Origin of the sequence: Paenibacillus sp. TAB_01, from assembly GCF_043945595.1 — a bacterium.
Classification (GTDB): Bacteria; Bacillota; Bacilli; order Paenibacillales; family NBRC-103111; genus Paenibacillus_S.
On the sequence record NZ_JBIFNP010000003.1, the window covers coordinates 21,051 to 41,178 of the forward strand.

At 48.2% G+C, this 20,128-nt stretch carries 30 protein-coding genes; 29 read left to right on the forward strand and 1 reads right to left on the reverse strand.

Going from position 1 to position 20,128, the window contains the following annotated elements; translation table 11 throughout:
• Nucleotides 1–34 precede the first annotated feature (34 nt).
• The 23 genes from ACHHV8_RS36620 (at nt 35) to ACHHV8_RS36730 (ending at nt 15,352) form a co-directional block, all read left to right on the forward strand.
• Nucleotides 35–316, forward strand: a complete 282-nt coding sequence (locus ACHHV8_RS36620; protein ID WP_395164344.1) for a hypothetical protein — start codon at nt 35–37, stop codon at nt 314–316.
• Nucleotides 316–942 (forward strand): phage head closure protein, encoded by a 627-nt coding sequence (locus tag ACHHV8_RS36625; RefSeq protein WP_395164345.1) that lies wholly within the window; start codon nt 316–318, stop codon nt 940–942. Before ACHHV8_RS36620 ends, ACHHV8_RS36625 begins: the two co-directional genes overlap by 1 nt.
• Nucleotides 942–1,364, forward strand: coding sequence for a phage tail terminator family protein (locus tag ACHHV8_RS36630; RefSeq protein WP_395164346.1), 423 nt, complete (start codon nt 942–944; stop codon nt 1,362–1,364). The genes ACHHV8_RS36625 and ACHHV8_RS36630 overlap by 1 nt, the downstream gene beginning before the upstream one ends.
• On the forward strand, nt 1,357–1,779 hold the full coding sequence (locus ACHHV8_RS36635) for an HK97 gp10 family phage protein (RefSeq protein ID WP_395164347.1): 423 nt from the start codon (nt 1,357–1,359) through the stop codon (nt 1,777–1,779). The genes ACHHV8_RS36630 and ACHHV8_RS36635 overlap by 8 nt, the downstream gene beginning before the upstream one ends.
• A gap of 16 nt (nt 1,780–1,795) precedes the next feature.
• Nucleotides 1,796–2,854, forward strand: a complete 1,059-nt coding sequence (locus tag ACHHV8_RS36640) for a phage tail sheath subtilisin-like domain-containing protein (protein ID WP_395164348.1) — start codon at nt 1,796–1,798, stop codon at nt 2,852–2,854.
• A gap of 16 nt (nt 2,855–2,870) precedes the next feature.
• Nucleotides 2,871–3,299, forward strand: coding sequence for a phage tail tube protein (locus ACHHV8_RS36645; RefSeq protein WP_395164349.1), 429 nt, complete (start codon nt 2,871–2,873; stop codon nt 3,297–3,299).
• Nucleotides 3,300–3,338: 39 nt separating this feature from the next.
• Nucleotides 3,339–3,728 carry a phage tail assembly chaperone gene (locus ACHHV8_RS36650; RefSeq protein WP_395164350.1) on the forward strand — a complete coding sequence of 130 codons (390 nt, stop codon included), beginning with the start codon at nt 3,339–3,341 and terminating at the stop codon, nt 3,726–3,728.
• Between the two features lie 2 nt (nt 3,729–3,730).
• Entirely contained in the window at nt 3,731–3,886 is a 156-nt protein-coding gene (locus ACHHV8_RS36655; RefSeq protein WP_395155644.1) for a hypothetical protein, read from the forward strand.
• A gap of 39 nt (nt 3,887–3,925) precedes the next feature.
• Nucleotides 3,926–5,749 carry a tape measure protein gene (locus ACHHV8_RS36660; RefSeq protein WP_395164351.1) on the forward strand — a complete coding sequence of 608 codons (1,824 nt, stop codon included), beginning with the start codon at nt 3,926–3,928 and terminating at the stop codon, nt 5,747–5,749.
• 12 nt (nt 5,750–5,761) lie between these two features.
• Nucleotides 5,762–6,178 (forward strand): hypothetical protein, encoded by a 417-nt coding sequence (locus ACHHV8_RS36665; RefSeq protein WP_395164352.1) that lies wholly within the window; start codon nt 5,762–5,764, stop codon nt 6,176–6,178.
• A gap of 10 nt (nt 6,179–6,188) precedes the next feature.
• Nucleotides 6,189–7,205, forward strand: coding sequence for an XkdQ/YqbQ family protein (locus ACHHV8_RS36670; protein WP_395164353.1), 1,017 nt, complete (start codon nt 6,189–6,191; stop codon nt 7,203–7,205).
• On the forward strand, nt 7,205–7,534 hold the full coding sequence (locus tag ACHHV8_RS36675) for a DUF2577 family protein (RefSeq protein WP_395164354.1): 330 nt from the start codon (nt 7,205–7,207) through the stop codon (nt 7,532–7,534). Before ACHHV8_RS36670 ends, ACHHV8_RS36675 begins: the two co-directional genes overlap by 1 nt.
• 12 nt (nt 7,535–7,546) lie before the next feature.
• Nucleotides 7,547–7,987, forward strand: a complete 441-nt coding sequence (locus tag ACHHV8_RS36680; RefSeq protein ID WP_395164355.1) for a DUF2634 domain-containing protein — start codon at nt 7,547–7,549, stop codon at nt 7,985–7,987.
• Nucleotides 7,988–9,049, forward strand: coding sequence for a baseplate J/gp47 family protein (locus tag ACHHV8_RS36685; protein WP_395155656.1), 1,062 nt, complete (start codon nt 7,988–7,990; stop codon nt 9,047–9,049). It abuts the gene before it with no gap.
• Complete coding sequence (locus ACHHV8_RS36690) at nt 9,039–9,575, forward strand: putative phage tail protein (protein WP_395155658.1); 537 nt, start codon at nt 9,039–9,041, stop codon at nt 9,573–9,575. The genes ACHHV8_RS36685 and ACHHV8_RS36690 overlap by 11 nt, the downstream gene beginning before the upstream one ends.
• Nucleotides 9,576–9,608: 33 nt before the next feature.
• Nucleotides 9,609–10,961, forward strand: a complete 1,353-nt coding sequence (locus ACHHV8_RS36695) for a hypothetical protein (protein WP_395164356.1) — start codon at nt 9,609–9,611, stop codon at nt 10,959–10,961.
• A complete protein-coding gene (locus ACHHV8_RS36700) occupies nt 10,958–11,377 on the forward strand; it encodes a hypothetical protein (RefSeq protein WP_395164357.1) in 420 nt (139 codons plus the stop codon). The genes ACHHV8_RS36695 and ACHHV8_RS36700 overlap by 4 nt, the downstream gene beginning before the upstream one ends.
• A gap of 1 nt (nt 11,378) precedes the next feature.
• The gene (locus ACHHV8_RS36705; protein WP_395155666.1) at nt 11,379–11,573 is read left to right on the forward strand and encodes a hypothetical protein; all 195 of its coding nucleotides are present in this window, start codon (nt 11,379–11,381) and stop codon (nt 11,571–11,573) included.
• A gap of 517 nt (nt 11,574–12,090) precedes the next feature.
• On the forward strand, nt 12,091–12,477 hold the full coding sequence (locus tag ACHHV8_RS36710) for a hypothetical protein (protein WP_395155667.1): 387 nt from the start codon (nt 12,091–12,093) through the stop codon (nt 12,475–12,477).
• Between the two features lie 21 nt (nt 12,478–12,498).
• Nucleotides 12,499–13,944, forward strand: coding sequence for a hypothetical protein (locus tag ACHHV8_RS36715; RefSeq protein WP_395155668.1), 1,446 nt, complete (start codon nt 12,499–12,501; stop codon nt 13,942–13,944).
• A gap of 60 nt (nt 13,945–14,004) precedes the next feature.
• Entirely contained in the window at nt 14,005–14,319 is a 315-nt protein-coding gene (locus ACHHV8_RS36720) for a hypothetical protein (RefSeq protein WP_395164358.1), read from the forward strand.
• Nucleotides 14,320–14,322: 3 nt separating this feature from the next.
• On the forward strand, nt 14,323–14,562 hold the full coding sequence (locus tag ACHHV8_RS36725; RefSeq protein ID WP_395155670.1) for a hypothetical protein: 240 nt from the start codon (nt 14,323–14,325) through the stop codon (nt 14,560–14,562).
• A complete protein-coding gene (locus ACHHV8_RS36730) occupies nt 14,555–15,352 on the forward strand; it encodes a DUF1906 domain-containing protein (RefSeq protein WP_395155672.1) in 798 nt (265 codons plus the stop codon). Before ACHHV8_RS36725 ends, ACHHV8_RS36730 begins: the two co-directional genes overlap by 8 nt.
• A gap of 55 nt (nt 15,353–15,407) precedes the next feature.
• On the opposite strand, the gene ACHHV8_RS36735 is transcribed toward ACHHV8_RS36730, so the two are convergent.
• Nucleotides 15,408–15,755: a hypothetical protein gene (locus ACHHV8_RS36735; protein ID WP_395155674.1), complete on the reverse strand. Its 348-nt coding sequence runs from the start codon at nt 15,753–15,755 to the stop codon at nt 15,408–15,410.
• 140 nt (nt 15,756–15,895) lie between these two features.
• On the opposite strand from ACHHV8_RS36735, the gene ACHHV8_RS36740 reads away from it, so the two are divergent.
• From ACHHV8_RS36740 to ACHHV8_RS36765, 6 genes are all read left to right on the forward strand, one after another.
• Entirely contained in the window at nt 15,896–16,087 is a 192-nt protein-coding gene (locus tag ACHHV8_RS36740; RefSeq protein WP_395155676.1) for a hypothetical protein, read from the forward strand.
• The gene (locus tag ACHHV8_RS36745; protein ID WP_395155678.1) at nt 16,084–16,455 is read left to right on the forward strand and encodes a YolD-like family protein; all 372 of its coding nucleotides are present in this window, start codon (nt 16,084–16,086) and stop codon (nt 16,453–16,455) included. Before ACHHV8_RS36740 ends, ACHHV8_RS36745 begins: the two co-directional genes overlap by 4 nt.
• Before the next feature lie 651 nt (nt 16,456–17,106).
• Nucleotides 17,107–17,397: a hypothetical protein gene (locus ACHHV8_RS36750; RefSeq protein WP_395155680.1), complete on the forward strand. Its 291-nt coding sequence runs from the start codon at nt 17,107–17,109 to the stop codon at nt 17,395–17,397.
• Between the two features lie 165 nt (nt 17,398–17,562).
• On the forward strand, nt 17,563–18,885 hold the full coding sequence (locus ACHHV8_RS36755) for an FtsK/SpoIIIE domain-containing protein (protein WP_395155682.1): 1,323 nt from the start codon (nt 17,563–17,565) through the stop codon (nt 18,883–18,885).
• Nucleotides 18,866–19,426: a replication-relaxation family protein gene (locus ACHHV8_RS36760; protein WP_395155684.1), complete on the forward strand. Its 561-nt coding sequence runs from the start codon at nt 18,866–18,868 to the stop codon at nt 19,424–19,426. Before ACHHV8_RS36755 ends, ACHHV8_RS36760 begins: the two co-directional genes overlap by 20 nt.
• Before the next feature lie 12 nt (nt 19,427–19,438).
• A complete protein-coding gene (locus ACHHV8_RS36765; RefSeq protein WP_395155686.1) occupies nt 19,439–19,936 on the forward strand; it encodes a hypothetical protein in 498 nt (165 codons plus the stop codon).
• Nucleotides 19,937–20,128 lie beyond the last annotated feature (192 nt).

Consider the following 20,128-nt stretch of genomic DNA (forward strand, 5'->3'; position numbering starts at 1 on the left):
GTTGACGCTATAACAGTCAAAGAGGGTGGATGAGATGGACGTAACGCTGATATTGTCGCTTGCTAAGGAAGGGCTAGGAATCCGAACTGCCGTCAGAGATACATATCTGGCGGCCATTGCGGAAGCAATCGTGAAGGAACTCACGGATGAAAAGGGTATTGAGCTTGATCCGAATAACGCTAGTCATCTTATGTTCTGTGCCGATTATACCGCATGGCGATATCAAAGCAGGGACAGCAGTGGGGCGATGCCGCGGCATCTTCAGTTTCGCCTGCATAATCTGATGATCCAAGCGGGCCGCGGGGGTACTATTTAATGTCATGGGATCATGTTGTCGAGCTCATTGCGGTGTCCCATTCCGATGACCCAAACGTCACCATAACCGAATCGGTTACTGAAATTTTTGCAAATCGGAAATCTGTGGTTCGCAACGAATATTATCAAGCGATAGCCAACGGCCTGCGGCCTAACGTCACCTTTGAAATTCACAAGTTCGAATACAATGGAGAGCAGAAGATCCGGTACGACGGCAAGGAATATTTGATTTTGCGAACCTTCAGCAAAAATAATGAAATACTCGAACTGGTCTGCCAAGCATATGATGATGTGCGGACGAACCTTGCCAAGCTGCGGGATATCGTGGAAATCTGGCATAACGAATTGTCGGAAAACAGCATGGGTGAGATGAGTCCGACACCAGTACAGCTTTTCATCGTTCCGGCTCAGCTTGAGTACAAAGGCGGCGGAAGCAGTGAAATGACCGATCAAGGCAATATGATCGAAACGACGAATACCGTCGAGGTGACAATCCGGTACCATTCGGGCATAACCCCGGATATGTTCCTCGTAATCGATGGCCAACGGTACGACATTCAGTATATCGATGACCCATACAATCGGCATGAGACGCTTGTGATTCATGCGGAAAGGGTGATTCCGTGATGCTGACTCGTGCAGGTCTGAATAAGGCGATTAACGATAAAATCAAAGTGGAATTCCCAGGCATTCCGATTCAAAGCAGTGACGTGGAGGAAGGGTTTAAACGCCCTTCTTTTTTTGTGTCACTGGAGACCAATTCAAGCGAGACGTTCCCGTTCCAAGTGCAGCGGGATATGACCTGCCGAATTCTATACTTCCCAAGGGACCGTCATGTCTTTAAAGAGGAAGCTTATGATGTACAAGACAGGCTGGAGCGCTTGTTCGGGTTGAATTTTCCTGCAGGTGACCGAACGATTACCATCGATAGCGCTTCTACTGATATTATCGACAAGGTTCTCCATTATGATTTTGACTTCTCTTATTTGGAGGAGCGTGCAGATAATGACGCTGGCGAGCTAATGGAGGAGCTGGGATATCGTGGCTAGTTTTGATATTAAATCAAGTGGGCTCGATACATTTAGCCGAGAACTGGAGGACCTGCAACATCATTTTCCAAGGGAAGCGCGGCAGCTCATGCTTCGGTCCGGTACCAAGGCCAAAGCAATTGTTACCAGCAAAGCGAAGCAGCTTGTCAAGAAAGAATCGGGTAACTATTTGCGTTCTATCAAGCGCGGAAAGGTATGGATGGATGCCGAAGGGACGAAGGTTCGCGTTTATAGCGGAAGCCCCCATGCCCATCTAATCGAGAAAGGCCACCGCATGGTCGGGCACGAACCTGGCAAGAAAGAAATCGGGTTTGTCCGCGGATATCATGTTTTCGACAAGGCTGAACAGGAAATTGATGATCAATGGACAGAAATCGTGGAACAAGAGTTTGACCGAATTATGAGTAAATTATAAAAAAAGGGTGATATCGATGGGCTTGCCCGAAATTAATATAAGTTTTTCAAGCTTGGCTGTATCCGCAGTCCAGCGAAGCCAGTGGGGCATTGTCGCCTTGATCCTCAAGGATGACACGGAGGATTCTTTTGACACGAAGGTGTATACCGCAGCAACTGAAATCGATGCAGATGATTGGACTGCCATGAATAAATCCTATATTGAACAGGCTTTTCTTGGTGTTCCTTCTAAAGTCATCGTAGAGCGGATTCCTGCGGAAGCGGCGAATTATAATGCAGCCTTAACGCGGCTATCGTTCAAAAAATGGAATTATCTCGCTGTCCCTGGCATTGTAGATGCGGACGTAAATACGGTTTCCACCCAAATCAAAACGTGGCGGGACAACGATAAGCGGACATTCAAGGCCGTTCTTCCAAACAGCGACAGCGATCATGAAGGCATCATCAATTTTACTACGGCTGGAATTGTGGTGGGGGCCTCAACCTATACGGCATCCGATTATACGGCCCGTATAGCCGGCATTCTCGCAGGACTGCCGCTAACGCGGTCTGCAACCTATTATGTCCTTCCGGAAGTTGATTTCATAACCGAGCATACAACGCCAGATCAAGATATTGACGAAGGCGAGCTCATTCTGATCAATGATGGGGAAAAAATTAAGATCGGCCGGGGGGTCAATTCTTTGACGACCACTACCGTGGGCAAAGGCGCCGACTTTAAGAAGATCAAGATCATCGAAGGGCATGACATGGTCCAGGAAGATATAAAGCGAACCTTCAACGATGAATACGTCGGGAAAGTGAATAACAGCTATGACAATCAGGTGCTGCTCATCACTGCAATTAATGCCTATCTGCGCGGGCTGGAGGGAGATGTGCTTGATCCGTCCGCCGACAATGCGGTGACCGTAGATATCGAAGCGCAGCGTCAGGCTTGGGACGGCATCGGGACAGATACCAGCTCATGGGATGACCAGAAGGTAAAAGAAACAAGCTTTCAGTCAAAAGTGTTTTTGGCAGCTAACCTGAAGTTTCTCGATGCCGTCGAAGACCTGACATTCAAAATTTCTGTTTAAGGACGTGGTGAAATAAATGATTCCGGCAAATCGAGTTATTAGCGGCACATATGGCACCGTTTGGGTCAATGGTGAGCTCTGGGCGGAAGTAGATGCGTTTGAGGCCAAAGTCACCATTGATTATGAAGATGTTAATTTTTGCGGTGATGGAGCGACGTATAAGAAGGGTATGGGCTGGAAGGGTGAAGGGAGTATGACAATCAAAAAGGTCTACTCCCGCGTGCAGCGCGCGATGGCTGAAAATGTTCGTAAGGGAATCTATCCGAGGTTCGAGATGGTTGGAAAGCTGGCCGACCCTGACGCGTTCGGAGCAGAACGGGCTTCCGTACATGATGTGACGATCAACGAATTTAACCTGCTGAAGTTTGAGAAAAAGACGATGGGAAGTGAAGAGATCCCATTCGCATTTAGCGACTATGAGCTTGTAGATACAATCAACCCATAACCTCCTATTTAGGAGAATCTGAAAGGATTTGATGAAAAGATGGCAAAAAAATTAACAATTACTGATTTGATCGCTCAGAAGGAGAGGCTGAAACAGAAGAAAAAACGGACGCAGACGCTCTATGTTGAATCTCTGGATGCAGAAGTTGTTATTCAAGAGCCGGCTTCATCCATCGCAGATGAAGCCATTGAAATGACGCAAGATCCACAAAAAAGCGATATGGCGGATGTCCATATGGTGTACCATACCATGATCGAGCCAAATCTCAAGGATGCTGAATTGCAAAAGGCATATGGTTGTGTAGAGCCGACGGATATTGTGCGCATGCTTTTCCGCTCGGGAGAAATTACAACTATCAGCGGGTTTGCGCTTCAACTTGCTGGATACGGCAGCGGTGTGAAAAAGGTAGATGATGACTTAAAAAACTAATCATGTCCGATAGTGATCTGTACATGGTGCATCATTATGTGCAGCGGGGGCATGCGCTGTCGGACTTGTTAGGTTTGGACGCGGCATCGAAGCGGTTTATGAAAGTTTCGATGCTGCTGCACTATGAGGAGGAGGCAAAGCGTTGGGGGAATAGCTAGGAATCCCTAACGCGCTGCATCGAAAGGCAAGGTGACCTTATGGGATCTAAAGTCATATCCAAAACGATGGTTCTGCGTGACGGCGTCACCCAGCCATTGAATAAGATCAGCAGAGGGACCGTTGAATATAAAAACAAGCTGAAAGAGCTTAAAGAAGCCGGAGAAGAAGCATGGTCTGGCATCAAAAAGGGCGCGCTGGCCGCGACAGCTGCTATGGGAGCAGTTGGTGCTGGAGCGGTTGGCTTAGGGGTCAAAACGAATGCGGGTATGGAAACTGCCGGCCGATCATTCGATATCCTTCTTGGTTCGGCATCCAAAGCCCAAGTCATGGTATCGGATCTTCAGAAACTGGCGACACAGTCACCCTTTGAATTTGCCGGACTACAGGATGCCGCCAAGACGTTAATTGGTATGGGCTTCTCAGGAGATAAGGTCGTCCCCATGCTTCACAGTTTAGGCGACGCTGTAGCGGCTGTAGGTGGCGATACGGAGCAAATGAAGGGTATTGCTCTTGCTATCGGACAAATCCAGTCAAAAGGCAAACTGAGCGCTGAAGAGGTCAATCAGCTCGCAGAGCGCGGGGTTCCTGCTTGGCAATTGCTTGCCAAGGAGATGGGGAAATCCACTGGCGAGCTAATGAATCTTGCCGCGAACGGTGAGCTGCTGTCCGATCAGGTCATTCCTGCACTGATGAAGGGGCTGGATTCGCGTTTTGGTGGCTCTATGGAAGCGATGTCCGATACATTTTCGTATACGGTCGCCAATATGATAGAAACAGCGACGCTCGGGCTTGCGGGTGTAACTAAACCTTTATTTGAGGCAATGAAGAAGGATTTGCAAGGGGTACAGGGGCTTCTATCCGGAGACGGCGTTGCTGCATGGAGTAATCTTTTCAGCCAAGGGCTGTTGAACGTTTATAACGGAACTAAGGCAGTCGCTTCTGTGCTCTTTTCTATCACTAATTTCGTTGTCAACAACTGGGGTTTCATTGGGCCTATCGTTTATGGAGTGGCCGCCGCCTTTGCAGCCTACGGGATTGCGCTTCTTGTCGTGAGAGGCTACTCGTTAGCGACGACAGCTGCAACCTGGCTAATGGCGAGGTCACAATTGGGATTGGCTGCAGCTGTACGGCTGAATCCGATCGGAGTTCTTGCGACTGTCCTTGGCTTACTTGTGATCGCCGGAACCTATGTTATTCAGAACTGGGAGCAGATTAAGCTTTACGGCATGCAATTATGGAATACGGTCGTCGGTGCGGCAGAATGGGCAGTAAATAAGTATCTCGTATTCGCCAATTTCATGCTCAGGTTTTATAAATTCGCTTGGGACAGTATAGAGTTCTCCGGAAAATCGATCTGGAACGGCATTATTAGTGCCGGCGAAGCGGGTGTTAACGGTTTTATCGGATTAATCGATACGATGGTGGATCGGGCTACGAGCGGGCTCAATACGCTCATCCGCGGTGCGAACCAGGTTTCCAATAAGCTCGGTTATGGGAATGTGGCCGACGAGTTATCCTTTGGCGGGTTCGGTAAGGTCGATTTTGGCGGAGCAAAAGCAAATATCGAAAAGCCGAAATGGGAAAGTGATCTAAACCTTATTCCAAAGGTGGATTTCGACGGAGCCAAGTTTTCCGAAGACAGCATCATGGCGCAAACCAAGAAGGCGCAAGCAGATCGGGATAAAAAGAAGTCGGATGACGACAAAGAGATGACCGATACAATGGCCGGCCTGACGGAGGCTCTGAATGCCAATACCGCGGCGACAACCGAGAATACAGCGAAGCTGAAGGATAACAGCACGCCGCTTGAAATTGCGGATTCGCTGCTGGGCCGCATTGAAAGACATCTGTATGCCACATAAAGGAGAAAGATCATGGTCCAGGTATTTCTTTCGATCAATAACAACGAAGAAGTCATTCAACTTCCTGTGCCGCCGGCAGATTACAACGTCCCTAGTCCGTGGAAAAACGAGCAGATGAGCGGCCTTCAAGGACCCTTGAATCTGATCGGCCTCCGAGGACTCCGCTCCATTGAGATCCAGTCCTTTTTTCCGGCCATCGGTCATGATTATCCGTTTTTACAATCTCGTGAACTGTGGGGGATGGCCTATGTGGAAACCATCGAACGATGGAGAGATCGGCGCCTCCCGGTTCGTTTGGTTATTTCGAACACAAACGGCCAATCGCTTAATATGGCTGTCACCATTGATGATTTTGATCATGGAATGAAAAAAGACGGCGATATTTACTATACCCTGAAGATGACCGAATTTACATTCATCACAATGTAGGGGGGAACACATGTTTAAGTTGCTGCTTGTGAAAAATGATGGATCGAAAACGTATGATATTACGCCGCTTGCCGGGACGATCACCTGGGACAGTAATTTATCGCTCATGTCGGTTTTGGAGTATGAATTGTTCTGGAATGATACGGCGTTATTCCCGATTAACCCTTGCGAGTTGGGCGATGTCGTCATTTTGCTTAAAGATGACGAGGAAGTGTACCGCGGCATTATTGTCACGGAGAGCCGGCCCGGATGGGAAGCAAATAAGTATACCGTGTATGATTATGCCTGGTATCTCGGCAAATCAAAGAGCGTTTACCAATTCAATAACCTTTCGGCTTCCAAGGCGATCGAGCGCATATTGAAGGATTTTGGCATGCTGATCGGCAGTGTTCCTGAAATGAACACGCCTATAGATGAAATTTATCTTGAGAAATCGCCAGCTGAGATCATCGACGAAATTCTTAAGAAACACGAGCGCCGCAGCGGGAAACGATACACAGCTGAGATGCGGAAAGGCAAGATTTATTTTGAAGAGATGGCCGATATGGTCATTACCGGTACTTTTCAATTAGCGGGTAATATTGCCCCGGTCAATATCATGGCAAGCCCGCTTGCGGCCTCCAAGACGCGAACCATTGAAAGCTTGCGGAACCAGGTGAAAATCTTGGTTGAACATGACAAGGATGATAAGGCTGCGGCAAAATACGAAGTCGTGGCAACGGCACAGGACGAGGAATCTGTCACTAAATATGGACTGCTGGAGGATGTCTATAAAATCGATGCGGAGGATGCTGCCAAAGCACGAGAGGTAGCAAGAATCCTTCTGCAGCGTCTTAACCGCATTCACGAAACAAACAGCATTAAGCTGCTTGGGGATGTGGTTTTTAAAGCAGGAAGGTTGCTTGACGTCGACGAGCCAATTACGGGCATGTCCGGCCGATTTATGATTGTAACCGCGAAACATACGGTATCCAATCAGATTCACATGATGGATCTGGAGCTGGCACTGCCGGAGGAGGTCAATTGATGGATAGTATCGACCTATTAGCCAGGAAAATTGCTGATTTGTATATGCAAAATCGGAATCCCCCGAGTACATCTCTACGAATGGGCAGAGTCGTCGAAACCAATCCGCTTGCAGTGCAGTGGGGCGACAGTATCATCCTGAAGGCAGACAAGCTCATCATGCCAAGGATCTTTACCGATGGGCTTCAGATCCCTAACCGATGGCAGGACGCTAACGGGAATATGGTGGACGATACCGTTCTGTGGAAGATTCCCCTATCTGTAGGGGATCAATTAATTCTTGCACCGGATGAGTATCTGCAGATGTGGTATGTCATTGATTTAGTATAGGTGGTGGTTCATATGGCGGCTTTACCGCAAATCGCGCAGCTGGATTTTCCCGACAACGACCTGCAGTCATCAACTGCATCGACAACTGTTCACCGGACGTTCGATTGGGATTTTAATACTGGCGATTTTAAAATGATGGACGGAAAGCTGATGGCAGTAACCGAATTAAGCTATTTAAAAATCTGGGTTCAAAAAATACTTCTTACCGTCAAAGACAGCGGTATATATGCCGGAACCCAATTCGGCAGCGAGCATGATACGATTATCGGCAAGAATTTCAATCCCGCCTATAGCCAAGCTGAATTTGAACGAATGATCCGGGAAGCGTTACTCCAGAATGATGCCATCACACGGGTGGATGGCTTTGGTTTTACGATGGACGGTGCGCGGCTTGTCATTAGTTTTGAAGTCAGTAGTATTTACGGGAAAACGGCAGAGCAGGTGGTGGTGTAGGTGGCAAGCAAAGACGAGATTCTTTCAAATATGCTCAGCGATGTTCCGGATGACTATGATAAGCGGGCAGGTAGCTTCATCTATGACGCCCTTGTACCGGCTGCGGAGCAGTTTGAGCAAACAGATGTGTCCATACAAACAGTGAAGGACAAATTAAGCATTAATAATCTTGCTGGGGATGAATTGGCGCAGCGAATCAACGAACGAACGGGCATAACCCGTAAGACAGCGACAAAAGCAACGGGTAGCGTTGTGCTAACCGGTACAGGAACCATTCATATAGGCGACTTGTTTGAAACAGCAGGCGGCACACAATTTCAGGCAACCGAAACGAAACCCATTGTATTAAGTGGATCGGTTTCAATCGAAGCAGTGATTGCTGGCAGTAGCGGCAATGTCGCCGCAAATACGATCACGTTATTTCCCGTTACACTGACCGGGTTCACTGCCGTCAACAACCCAGGACAAACGATGGATGGTTTTGAAGAGGAGTCAGACACTGATTTGCTGCAACGCTACTTTGATCGAATCCAAACGCCGGCCACCAGCGGCAACAAAGCGCATTATCGGAATTGGGCCAAGGAGGTGTCGGGCGTTGGCGATGCCAGGATTATATCTCTTTGGGATGGTGATAACACGGTCAAAGTTGTGGTCATTGATGCAAATCGTCTGCCGGCATCGACTCAGCTTGTGAGTAACGTGCAGGAATATATCGATCCTGGGGTATCCGGTCTGGGTGAGGGCGCGGCCCCTATTGGAGCATTTGTGACCGTCGCCAGTGCAGCTGCCGTAGAGATTAACATCTCAGTGTCTATTGTACTTTCGACGGGGTATACCCAGCAGCAAGCGGAAGGTCATATTGAAGATAGTCTGGTGCAATATTTTCGCGATGTTGCTTTTGTGGAATCGATTGTCAGCTACGGAAAAACCGGAGCTGCAATATTGGCCAGCGATGGCGTCGAGGATTATTCGGATCTGCTGATTAACGGTAGCAACTCTAATATTGCTATTGGCACAGAAAATGTGCCTGTGCTTGGGACGGTGTCTGTCAATGTCACGTAGCGAGGAGATGCGAAAACGGCTGCAACCATTCATGCGCGGTTCTCTCGTATACAAATCGATTTTTGATGCAGAGGCCGCTCAGTTTAATAGTCGGGACGGTGTATTATCTGATCTGCAGGCGCAGTTATCCGTTGATACAGCCACCTGGGCATTGGACATATATGAATCTGAGCTCGGAATAGTGAAAGATGCCAGCAAGCCGTACAGTGAGCGTAGATCGGTCGTAAAAAGCAAGATGCGTGGAACAGGTAAGATCGATGCGGCTTTAATAAAAATTGTGGCAGATAGCTTTACGAATGGTGATGTTGAGGTTACTTTCGACGGGCATATACGGATTCAATTTGTCAGTGTAATCGGGTCGCCACCTAATGTGAACGATTTGTATGCAGCGATTGAAAATATTAAGCCGGCGCATTTACCCGTGAATTATTCATTACGTTACCTGACCATTTCCGAAGTTGAAAGTATGACAATAGCACAAATTGAAAGCACAACGCTCGATAGATTCGCAGGAGGTGGCGTATGACCCCACAGACACCAAACATTGGATTAAATAAGATTGATCGGCTCCTCCCCTACCACGACGTATTTTAATCTGGAGACAAACCTAGACGATAACTGGGACAAAATTGATTTACTGGTCCCGGTTAAATCAACGGCTGACAAGACTTATTACGTAAGCCCAGCCGGAAGCGACTCGAACAACGGTACGAGTGCGGCAACACCATTTAAGACGGTTGGTAAAGCAGTAAGCATGATTCCGCAGGTGTGTAATCATCTGTATACAATCAATGTAGCAGCAGGCACCTATGCCGAGGATGTATTAATTACAGGTATCGTGGGTAGTGGTACGATACGAATCGCGGGTGTTCCTGCAAACCCGGACACCCTCGTTATTAATTCCATTGCTATAAAAAACACAATGATAATTGCAAGCGTTGCAGGGTTCATGGCATCTAGTACAACACAGGCTGGATTCTTGGCGGTTCGATCCAAGCATGTTATTTTCGACAGTTGTCGTATTACAGCTAGTGCAAGCATAGCAGGCGTTGTATTCGATGGTACTTCAGGCCGCTGTATCAACAGTACCATTTCAAATCGATCTATAGGTATCGAAGTCGCTTATGCTTGTAAAGTCTATTGTGCCGCAAATAAAGGATCAGGAAATACAATTGGAATGCAAGCGCATGAGGGTGGGCAAATCGACTACACAGGCACCTATCCGGGGGGTACATCAGCCTTCTCAACATGGGCCAGCGGATCGATATCCCCTCTTATAGTGAGTGCTACAGAAGGGAATATCACGTTGTATGTCGCCACGACAGGGAATGACTCGAATGATGGATTGACAAGTGGGACAGCCTTGAGAACCATTCAGGCAGCCATTAACCGGATACCTCAGATTGTCAATCATCAAGTTACAATTAATGTGTCCGCCGGAACCTACAGTGAAGGTATAGGTATAAACGGGTTCATGGGTAAAGGATCGATTCTTCTCGTAGGTGGAACAGCCGTATCCGATAATTATGCTGTGAATAGTGTAGATGTATTTAACTGCGTACTGGATGTAACCATACGAGGCCTAAAAGCAATATCCACTACCCATGATGGATTTTCGGCCTATGGTAGTTCAGCCGTCACATTCGACGCCTGTAGGTGTACCAATGCGACAACATCGTTTAGTGCGGTTATATACAATAAGTCTAAAGGAACGGTTTCAGGATGCGAATTATCAAATAGACAAAACGGGATTTTCATTCAACGACATTCGATTGTATTTAGTACAACAAATACGGGGTCGGGGAACACGAACGGGCTTCAATCTTCGGAAGCATCGACACTCGGAAAATTTAGTTCACAACCCGCAGGAACAACGGCAGAAGCCACAGGTGGGGGAGGAGTTATCCGATGATAGCTATTCTATACAAGGATGGGTTACTTGCTAACTTTATTGATAAGGTCACAGCGATTGACGGCGATATCATCGAGGCCGAGGGGGGAGGGGCCAAGGGGGTACAGCATGATATAATCGTGCTGGATCAAGCAATCATCCGGTATGACCGGATCGAGTCGGGACGGGTGGCGTATACAGATTGGGTTCCCGACGATCAGGGCATTCCCCAGCCCGAAGAAAAGGTAAACATTTACTACACGGATATTCCCGTACTGGTCACGGATCACGGCGAATATAAGCCAGGTGACGATTTCGACGCTTCATTGTTTACTGATGAACGGGATCGGATACCCAAAACGCAGGCTCAGATTGACCGCGCGCGGCTCGCTGACCTGGAATTAATGATGGCTGATCTTATTATGGGAGGTTTGTAAAATGGCAAATATGACATCTCTGCAGGTGCGCATTGTCGGTAATGCCTGCATCACACGATTTAACGCAGGTGAGGCCCCGACGCTTACTCTGATCATCGCAAGTAATTATGATGCCCTGAACGATCCGGGGCGGGAAGAGGATCGGAAGGCGGTTGTCGCTTATGTGGCTGCTCAAAAACCGGAGATTCCACTTTAAAATCAACGAATCCAGTAAAGCATATATTACTTTGTGAAATCAATCTTTCCATCCTCTTCTACAATAAACGGACCGTTATAAAAAAAGAAATTGTCGAATCTAAATAAGTCCTCGGATAGCTGAATAGTGTGGCGAGTTTTCTTATTGGAGTAATTAGTTACCAGGAATAAGTGCTAAAACAACTCCGAAAATGGTGTAAAAGGTATCCAAATAGGGTAGCTCCTTAAGAAGAAATGGTGAGGTCAAAAATGAGTGGAACTGATTTGATACAGTTAATCGTTTTTATTTTAACAACGTTTTCAGCCATTGTATATATTATCCGGTTTAAAGAACAACAAAGTAACTATGTCTATTTACTCTGCTCTGCATCTATGTTTTTGTCATCTATCTGTTGGTGGAAGGCTTTTCTCATTTAGTACTCGTTTCTAATTTTCAATACGGATCATCCCTTTGAAGCTAAATGGGATGGTCCTTTTCATTTTCCAATTCATTCTACGAAAGGCGGCGACTTAGGTATATGCTGAAAATCTCCAAAAACAGCGGTTTGACCGATATTGTCTCTGACGCAAATCCCATTACCACGCAACATCCAACAACCGGATCTGCGCAAGAAGTTAAGGTATGGCTTTTTAACGATGATGCCACTAGGACATACCAGGGCATCAACATCGATCCGACGGACGCAACCGGAGGAGACGAGAGTACATGGTTCCAGTTGGCTCCTGACGTTTCCGGTTCTGCTGGGACTTACGGTGCGGCCAGCGCTGCCCTGAGTATGGCAAACATCACTTCGGCTAATGTTGGGGTTCCATTTTGGATTAAGGTTACCGTACCTTCGGGCCAATCGGTTCAAAATAAATCGGATATCAAGCTGATAGTGAGCTACACGGAATATGCCGCATAGCCATTCGAGGAGGTAGGTAACTTGGCGTACTATCTCCAAATGCCTGGGAACGGCAGTTACATCAAGCTGCCGTCCATGACCCTGAGCCGGATTGTCGCAGAAGTAGCGGTAAGACGTAAAACAGATGTCGTAAGGGTTTTGTGGGACTTTAGGACAGGCATCAGCTTTGCCTATCTTATACAACAGATAAACGGCACCGACGCAATAGGCGCGGGAGCTATCAAGGTAAGTGGCACTTCTGTTAGCAATGGCACTACATTCATTCCTGAGAATACTAAAACGACTATTGAACATACGTTTTCTTCCACCGCTATGGATGACGGCAATATATTTTCGAACAGCAGCGGAGCCGCAAACAGCACAATAGACGGCGATATTTATGACATCAAACTGTATAACGGCACTACGCTAGTTGCCCATTATGACATGTCCACCGGCACCGTACAGGACCAGACTGGCAATGGTAATCATGCGACTCTAATCGGCGGTAGTTGGGTACAGGACGGTCCGGTAGGGGATGCCGGAACAGTCAATTATGCGACCAAACAAGTCATCACTCAATCCGGCAGTGTCGCCGTCTCTACGAAGCAGATCGTCAGCCAAATTGGGGCAGATAGCTATGCCACAGGCCAGACGATCTACCAGCCCCAGACCACCAACGCGCCCACAAAACAGGCTATCTATGCTATTGGCTCCGTATCCTATTCCACTCTGCAGGTCATCACGCAAGATGGGATTCCTGGGGTTATTTCGTATGCCACGAGACAATCAATCTATTCGTCCGGGGCGGCTGCTTATCCAACAAAGCAGGTTATAGTCAGGCAAGGAACTGACCAGCATCCAACCAGGCAATCCATTTACTCGCCCGGCGTGATTCAACTCCCGGCAAGACAGAGCATATACCGCATCGGGGTGGACCCGTCCGACACCCGGCAGATTATTTATAAGTCCGGTGCAGATATGATCCCTGTGAAGCTGGCAATCTTTCAGACAGGCTCACTCGATTTGCCAACATTGCAGATCGTTTTCGATGAGCAAAATTTGATTGTTTCCCGGGTTGCGCTGCAGGCAGATCGGGTACTGCGGGTTAGCCTGCTTGCATCCCGCGAATTAAGGATCGAGCTGGGAGGTGATTTGCAAACTGTGAAGAAGAATCAGAATTTCGAAATGGAACGCGGCGAGTCCAAGTATCTGGATTTCTCCGTGGCAGGCATTGATGATTTTACGAGTGCTTCCGTCATGTGGGCGATGAGAAAAGGCAATGCCAGCGAGCCCGCCCTGCTCAAGGATACAGTTGGCGGCATCGAAATCACTGGGTCCGAGAGATTTACTGTCTCGCTTACCACGGCAGATACCGAGAATTTTCCACCGGGCATCTACTACCACGAAGCTTATGTTATCGATGCACAGCAGCACAAGTCCCCGGTTGCTTCCGGCATCATTACTCTAACACTAGGATTAATTTAGCACTAGCCCCGAGCCGATCGGGGTATTTTTATGCCCTTAGTGGGGCGAGAGGAGTAATAGATGCAGGACATGACAGCATTCACAACAACAATCTCTATTTTAGCTGCCATTAGCGGTATAATCATCGGCTGGTCCGGGAGGACACGTTCTATTCGACAGGAAATTCGAAAAGAGGCTGGGGACGGCGCGGTATTGCATGCTGATGTGGAGTACATCAAAAGAGGCGTAGATGACATTCGCCTTGAGCAGCGCGCCCAAGGAAAGCGAATTGACGAATTGGCTGAACGAGTGACCCGAGTAGAAGAATCTGCTAAGCAAGCACATAAACGAATGGATCGGCTTGATATAGCGCCGAGACATGACAGGGAGGAATAAATCATGCAAGATGAAATGATTCTGCAGTTAGCCACGATTGTTGCGGCCTATGTGGGCGTGATTAAAACGCTCGGAGTTAACCCCAAATACAGCCCGCTGATTGCTATTGCGATCGCGGCTGTTTTTGTATTGGTACCGAATGATATCCAGAATAAAGTTACAACAATCTCTGTGATCGGTCTTACAGCCAGCGGCGCCTATAGCTATGTCAAAAATAAAAACGGAGGCGGGATGAATGTCTAAAGGATTTGATTGCTCAACGCCGCTCACTACGGACAAGGCCCGGGAGTTTGCAGCTGATGGATTTACCTTTGTCTGCCGATATCTCGCTCCTCCGGGGTCCAGGAAGCGCCTGACGGCAGCCGAGGCGCAGGCAATCACGGACGCGGGCATGTGGATCGTGTCGGTGTTTGAGCGCGGCGCGGCCAACGCTCTTGCCGGCGCAGCGCAGGGGGCAGAGGATGGTAAACTCGCCCTGCAGTATGCGCGGGAGGTCGGTCAGCCGGAGGGCAGCGTGATTTACGCCGCGGTGGACACGGACGTCAACGCTTCGCATTACGACGCCGTCGAAGCATACCTGCGAGCGTTTGACGCAGAGATCAGCGGATATGAGCTTGGCGTGTACGGTGAGTATGAGATCTGCAAGGCGATGCACGACCGCGGCGTAGTAAGTAAGGTGTGGCAGACCTATGCCTGGAGCCGGGGAACCAAGCTGAACGATCCTAACATTTATCAATATGAGAATGACATTGTCGTGAATGGGATAGGCATAGACCGGGATGAATCCAATGGAGATGCGGGAGGGTGGCGAATAGGGATGGCCATAACACAGCAAACGACGCTTGATGCCGGGGTCGCTCAGACGATTATTAATACATGGATCGGTCCGGCATGGGACGATGCAGATAGGGCACAGCAAGTTGTAGAAGTTGATGGCGATGCAGCAGCAGCGGCAAAATTAGAAGAGCAAAAGCAATACTATAACTGGTTAGCCAACAAACTCCGCAAGGCTGCCGGCCTGGATGAAGAGTAAAAAATAAGCCCTCTTTCCTTTCGGATTGAGGGCTTACTTTTATTAGCATCAAAGCTTAGAAGCATTGTTTTAATAGTGCCTTATATACCTTCTCGTCAATTTCAAGCAGGCTCTTTTTCCCATCCTTAAACTGGATTGCTACAACGTGGGTACCCTTTGTTTTTGCCGATAGACCAGCAAGTAGCCCCACAGGGCCAAGTAAAAAACCCCCAACAAGACCTCTTCCGACTGCGCTAACTGCGCTTTTTCGATGCTCTTCGTTCATAACTTCATAAGAATCTACCGTCGTTTTGTCTACAATGATTTTTTTAAGAAAACCTGTAGTTATTGTTACTATTCCGAGGGCTTGTGTAACCATCTTCCCCTCGTAGTCCCCCGCGATTACCTTGTTTTTTGCTCCCATAGAATACCGGTCTCCTCTTCAGCCTTATAATACCAACATTCTACCACGACTAATGGACTATTTCCATAAATTTCTTGCTTGAAATAGGAACCTATGTTCGCATATAATAAGAACATAGGTTCTTGTTTGGAGGCGAACAGATGGAAAAGTACATTGGTAAAACCATTGAAATCATCTACCTGGGCGGCGATGGCCAGATCACGCAACGTCTGATTAAGGTCAACTCCGTAGGGAACGGCACCGTCAAAGCCCGATGTTTCCAGCGAAACGCGCCGCGCTTATTCCGGATTGAGAATATTTTGGCCGTACAGCCGGTTGGGAGAGCATCATGAAGCCGAATAAGTTGACGCCAGGTTCAAATATGTTTTGGGAATCAAGTCGTATGATTCTGCCTCAGCACAAGGAAGCAAGTATACATCAAGCGAAGCAATCAGTAAAAAGGTTTAAGCCGGAATTCTCGGAGGAAGAGATGGGAGAAATGTTCGGTCGATTGCAGGTGGCTAAAGCGAACACAATCGAAGTAACAATCACGGTTTATGGGGAACTTGATGATCAAGTAATAACAGGAAATGTGACCGGTCTTGATCCGCGGCTGCGTCTTATAAAAATTGAGGTTGAAGATCCGAAACATGATTGGCATCTCGTAGAGTTTTCTGATGTAATCGGTGTAGAGTTAGGGGATGATTACTATCCTTTCTGACATTGAGCGAAAGATGCTGAGGATACTTTATAATTTCACAATTAGATGGGATGGACCCCCGACTATACAGGATTTAGAGGTAAAGACTGGCCGAGACAGAGATGGTGTATATAAGGTATTGACCGTTTTAAACGATGAGGAGTACATCGAGTGGGATCGTTCTCAACCCGACAAGATAGTTATAATTGAGGGATGGGAAAGACAGCCGCTTTATAAATTCGATCCAAAACCAGCTGCATCTACAAAAAACTCCCCATTCATGAATTAGACTCATGAGCTTGCCTCAAGAGTCTTTTTAATTTGGCCAAAAATCCTCGGGCGTAACATTTCGCCCCATTCTCCTAAGAGCCCCAACGATTGCGATTTGAGTAGAGGCTCCGGCCCTCACTCCTTTACTACCATCACAAAGATCAGCGATCGTGTTTCGACTTCGACCTGAAGCCTTCGCTAAATCACCTTGGCTTATCCCTTTAGAATCAATATATTTACCAAGCAATGTCCTCTTTTTTCCTAGTCCATACATAGAAATAAAACCCCTTTCTATTACCAATTTGGACAATCTATGAAAAAAATATTCAAAAAACCGTGCATTTTGGACAATCGATACTCCGTAGACTTGAGGTATACAACGGTTTACAGGAGGTGCACAGAATGAAAACACCGATATCTTTCCGGCTTCGGAAAGACTTAGATGCGGATCTTATCAAAGCCGTCGAGAAGCTCGACAAGCGAGCATTGAAGGCACTCTGCCGGGACGGACTAAGATTAATGCTCGGGATACGTACAACGCGCACGATTGAGTTTCAGGAGCGCCCATTGAGTCTCCCGCAGTTCCCAGTTCGTCCGGATGATCCGGCGATGTCGATCGACCCCGGGCAAGGAGCTGCCCCAGTAAACAAGCCGACTATCTACGTACCTGGACGGCAGAACAAGCCCCGATAAGCTTCCGGGTGTTATTCCGATCCTATCTTCCGGGAGGAATGCCGACGCGGCAATGTCCGCGGAATATTCCGAACGGCGTCAGAACAGGGAAAACAGCGGGTTCGGAATATTCCGCAACGGGGGAACTATCCTATCGGATACTCAATGGAAAGGGGTGGCGCTGTTGTGTTGGTTGAAATCGTAAGTAGTGCTGTTATGGCCGGCGTATTGGGGTGGACGATTTTAGATAAGCAAGGAGCAAACGAGGGGAGCAAAATACAGCGGATCGCGGCTAACTGCGGGTTGACTATCAAGGATGGCAGCAAGACGATGACTATTCATTTGCTTCGGAAACGGCGGCATCCGTGGGGCACGGAATACGTTTACAAGCTGCCATTGGGTTTGTCCTTCGAAGATGCGCAAAAGAAGCAGCGGCATCTTGAAGACGGTTTGAATCATAAGCGCGGGCTGCTCGATGTAACGTTTGATGATTTCAAGAGGCTGCAGCTGCGGGCCGATCTGCTGGAACAAATAAAGAAAATATTCTCGGGGACAAAGCAACGGAAGGAAATCACGCTCGATTATGACGGTACGCTTCGAATAAATGTTTACCGGGAGCCACTTCCGGAAATGGTGCCATTCAATAACAGCACGCTGCAATCCTGTTCATCCGGCTGGACGGTAAGCCTGGGAGAGTCACGTACCGAGTCAGTCCGGCATGACTTCGAGCGGATCCCACATATGGTTGTAGCCGGCACTACGCGGTACGGCAAGTCCGTATTTTTGAAAAACACAGTAACTACCTTAATCCACAACCATACCGAGCATGTCGTGCTGACCCTGATCGATTTAAAAGGTGGTCTCGCGTTCAACCGCTTCTCCAACACCCGACAGGTCCGGACGGTCGCCAAGGACTCGTTCGAAGCGTTGGAGGCACTACAGGCAATTCAAGAGGAGATGAAGCGTCGGCAGGCGGAGTATCTCGACAAAGGATTTGAAGACATACGGGAAGCGGGGCAGAAGCAGCGACACTTTATCATTATCGACGAAGCAGCAGAACTCGCCAGCCAGGGAGAGCCAGATAAGGACGTCAAAAAGGTAAAGGTCGAATGTGAAAAGATTATATCGGAAATCGCTCGGATCGGCGGCGGGTTAGGGTACCGGTTAATCTTTGCTACGCAATATCCTACTGCAGACACGCTACCTCGCCAGGTTAAGCAAAACTGTGACGCTCGGCTCTGCTTCCGGCTGCAGACCGGTACGGCCAGCCAAGTCGTGCTTGACGAGTCCGGAGCAGAGAGCCTGCCGTTTATAAAGGGCCGGGCCATTTACCGGACGGATCGTAAGGTGATTGTACAGACCCCGTTTATCGAAAACGATTTTATCGACCGGACAATACGGCCACACATTACTATAAAACCCCGGAAGGAGAGGCCGAAGAATGAATCGGGTTCAACAGCTGAAACTCTGCAGGGAAGAAGCAATACTCTTGTCATTGAAGAGACTTGATTATTTGAGCCGGAGCCAGATCCAGCGGCTCCATGATCTTGGCGGGGAGCGTAATGCCCGGCGCGTACTGAGCAATATGGGCAGCTTAGTCTCCAGCTTTCGGGGGGAGACGGGCGAAAGTATTTTTTATCTCAGCAAAGCCGGCCGGGAACAGATTGGCTGCGAGTTAGTCCGCCAGAAGATGGCCCAGGTTAATCACTATTTAATGAGAGCGGACGTTTACATCCATTTGCGCCCCGAGGAGTGGAAGAACGAAGTCAAGGTAAGCGTTGGCGATATTGTGCGATTGACCCCCGATGCCTACTTTAGTTATCAGCTGCGCCGGCACTTCCTTGAGGTTGACCACCTGCAGCACATGCAGAAGAATCGGGACAAAATTGAGCGATACAAGCGGCTGCGGGATACTGGGTCGTTCCAGGAAAGACTACGGTACTTCCCCAAGCTCGTATGGGTGACGAGAACAGAGAGCCGTAAAAGGCAACTCGCGGAGCTGTGCAACGGGCTGGACACATTGATTTACACCTGGGCAGACATACGATAGGAGGGGATCAGGATGCAGATAACGATCAAATCAAGGTGCTGGGATGGGGCAAGACAAAAGGAGCTGCAGCTTGCAGGAGGATCGGTGATCGGTGAGGAGGTAGCATCCGGCTCAGACCGGGAGAAATTGCGGAGATGGGAGCGGGGCCTCAAGTCAATGTTGGGGTACACTGTACCTGTCGTGTTTGCTTCAAGCTTCATACCATATGGTAACGTGTCTGCCCATGGATTAGAGGAGCCTGCGCCGGCTCCCGTAATGATAGCGGCTGCCGTCCCTGCCGCGGTGAAGGAACGGATACTGCATGCTTTTGATCCGCTGATTGATCTGGCCATATCCCTTTCATATCCGATAGCCGGGGTGATGATCGCCGGAGGCTGCCTTTTTATCATGATAGGCAATCGGGAGCGGGGCATGCAGATGCTGCAAAATTCAGCGATCGGGTATATTCTCGTGCAGCTCTCGCCGATGTTTCTCAACCTTCTTGTTGGTGTCGGGCAGACTGTATCGTAGCAAAATTTTATTATAAGAAAGTCTTTGGTCGATTTGAAAAATAATCACTAAAAAATCACAAAAATTCCGTTTTGAAATGAAACAAGACGGAAAACAAATTACTGTTTCTTCTATTATAAAGGCGTTTATATTGGTTGACGAATGTCTGCGAAAGCAAGCGAGAGTAATTAATAAATGGGCGGCATGATGTAA

Excerpts from the sequence above, each read along its gene's own strand:
- ACHHV8_RS36620 (WP_395164344.1), top strand. The coding sequence starts at position 35 with ATGGACGTAACGCTGATATTGTCGCTTGCTAAGGAAGGGCTAGGAATC.
- ACHHV8_RS36625 (WP_395164345.1), top strand. The coding sequence starts at position 316 with ATGTCATGGGATCATGTTGTCGAGCTCATTGCGGTGTCCCATTCCGAT.
- ACHHV8_RS36630 (WP_395164346.1), top strand. The coding sequence starts at position 942 with ATGCTGACTCGTGCAGGTCTGAATAAGGCGATTAACGATAAAATCAAA.
- ACHHV8_RS36640 (WP_395164348.1), top strand. The coding sequence starts at position 1,796 with ATGGGCTTGCCCGAAATTAATATAAGTTTTTCAAGCTTGGCTGTATCC.
- ACHHV8_RS36645 (WP_395164349.1), top strand. The coding sequence starts at position 2,871 with ATGATTCCGGCAAATCGAGTTATTAGCGGCACATATGGCACCGTTTGG.
- ACHHV8_RS36650 (WP_395164350.1), top strand. The coding sequence starts at position 3,339 with ATGGCAAAAAAATTAACAATTACTGATTTGATCGCTCAGAAGGAGAGG.
- ACHHV8_RS36655 (WP_395155644.1), top strand. The coding sequence starts at position 3,731 with ATGTCCGATAGTGATCTGTACATGGTGCATCATTATGTGCAGCGGGGG.
- ACHHV8_RS36660 (WP_395164351.1), top strand. The coding sequence starts at position 3,926 with ATGGGATCTAAAGTCATATCCAAAACGATGGTTCTGCGTGACGGCGTC.
- ACHHV8_RS36665 (WP_395164352.1), top strand. The coding sequence starts at position 5,762 with ATGGTCCAGGTATTTCTTTCGATCAATAACAACGAAGAAGTCATTCAA.
- ACHHV8_RS36670 (WP_395164353.1), top strand. The coding sequence starts at position 6,189 with ATGTTTAAGTTGCTGCTTGTGAAAAATGATGGATCGAAAACGTATGAT.
- ACHHV8_RS36675 (WP_395164354.1), top strand. The coding sequence starts at position 7,205 with ATGGATAGTATCGACCTATTAGCCAGGAAAATTGCTGATTTGTATATG.
- ACHHV8_RS36680 (WP_395164355.1), top strand. The coding sequence starts at position 7,547 with ATGGCGGCTTTACCGCAAATCGCGCAGCTGGATTTTCCCGACAACGAC.
- ACHHV8_RS36690 (WP_395155658.1), top strand. The coding sequence starts at position 9,039 with ATGTCACGTAGCGAGGAGATGCGAAAACGGCTGCAACCATTCATGCGC.
- ACHHV8_RS36700 (WP_395164357.1), top strand. The coding sequence starts at position 10,958 with ATGATAGCTATTCTATACAAGGATGGGTTACTTGCTAACTTTATTGAT.
- ACHHV8_RS36705 (WP_395155666.1), top strand. The coding sequence starts at position 11,379 with ATGGCAAATATGACATCTCTGCAGGTGCGCATTGTCGGTAATGCCTGC.
- ACHHV8_RS36710 (WP_395155667.1), top strand. The coding sequence starts at position 12,091 with ATGCTGAAAATCTCCAAAAACAGCGGTTTGACCGATATTGTCTCTGAC.
- ACHHV8_RS36720 (WP_395164358.1), top strand. The coding sequence starts at position 14,005 with ATGCAGGACATGACAGCATTCACAACAACAATCTCTATTTTAGCTGCC.
- ACHHV8_RS36725 (WP_395155670.1), top strand. The coding sequence starts at position 14,323 with ATGCAAGATGAAATGATTCTGCAGTTAGCCACGATTGTTGCGGCCTAT.
- ACHHV8_RS36730 (WP_395155672.1), top strand. The coding sequence starts at position 14,555 with ATGTCTAAAGGATTTGATTGCTCAACGCCGCTCACTACGGACAAGGCC.
- ACHHV8_RS36735 (WP_395155674.1), bottom strand. The coding sequence starts at position 15,755 with ATGGGAGCAAAAAACAAGGTAATCGCGGGGGACTACGAGGGGAAGATG.
- ACHHV8_RS36740 (WP_395155676.1), top strand. The coding sequence starts at position 15,896 with ATGGAAAAGTACATTGGTAAAACCATTGAAATCATCTACCTGGGCGGC.
- ACHHV8_RS36745 (WP_395155678.1), top strand. The coding sequence starts at position 16,084 with ATGAAGCCGAATAAGTTGACGCCAGGTTCAAATATGTTTTGGGAATCA.
- ACHHV8_RS36750 (WP_395155680.1), top strand. The coding sequence starts at position 17,107 with ATGAAAACACCGATATCTTTCCGGCTTCGGAAAGACTTAGATGCGGAT.
- ACHHV8_RS36765 (WP_395155686.1), top strand. The coding sequence starts at position 19,439 with ATGCAGATAACGATCAAATCAAGGTGCTGGGATGGGGCAAGACAAAAG.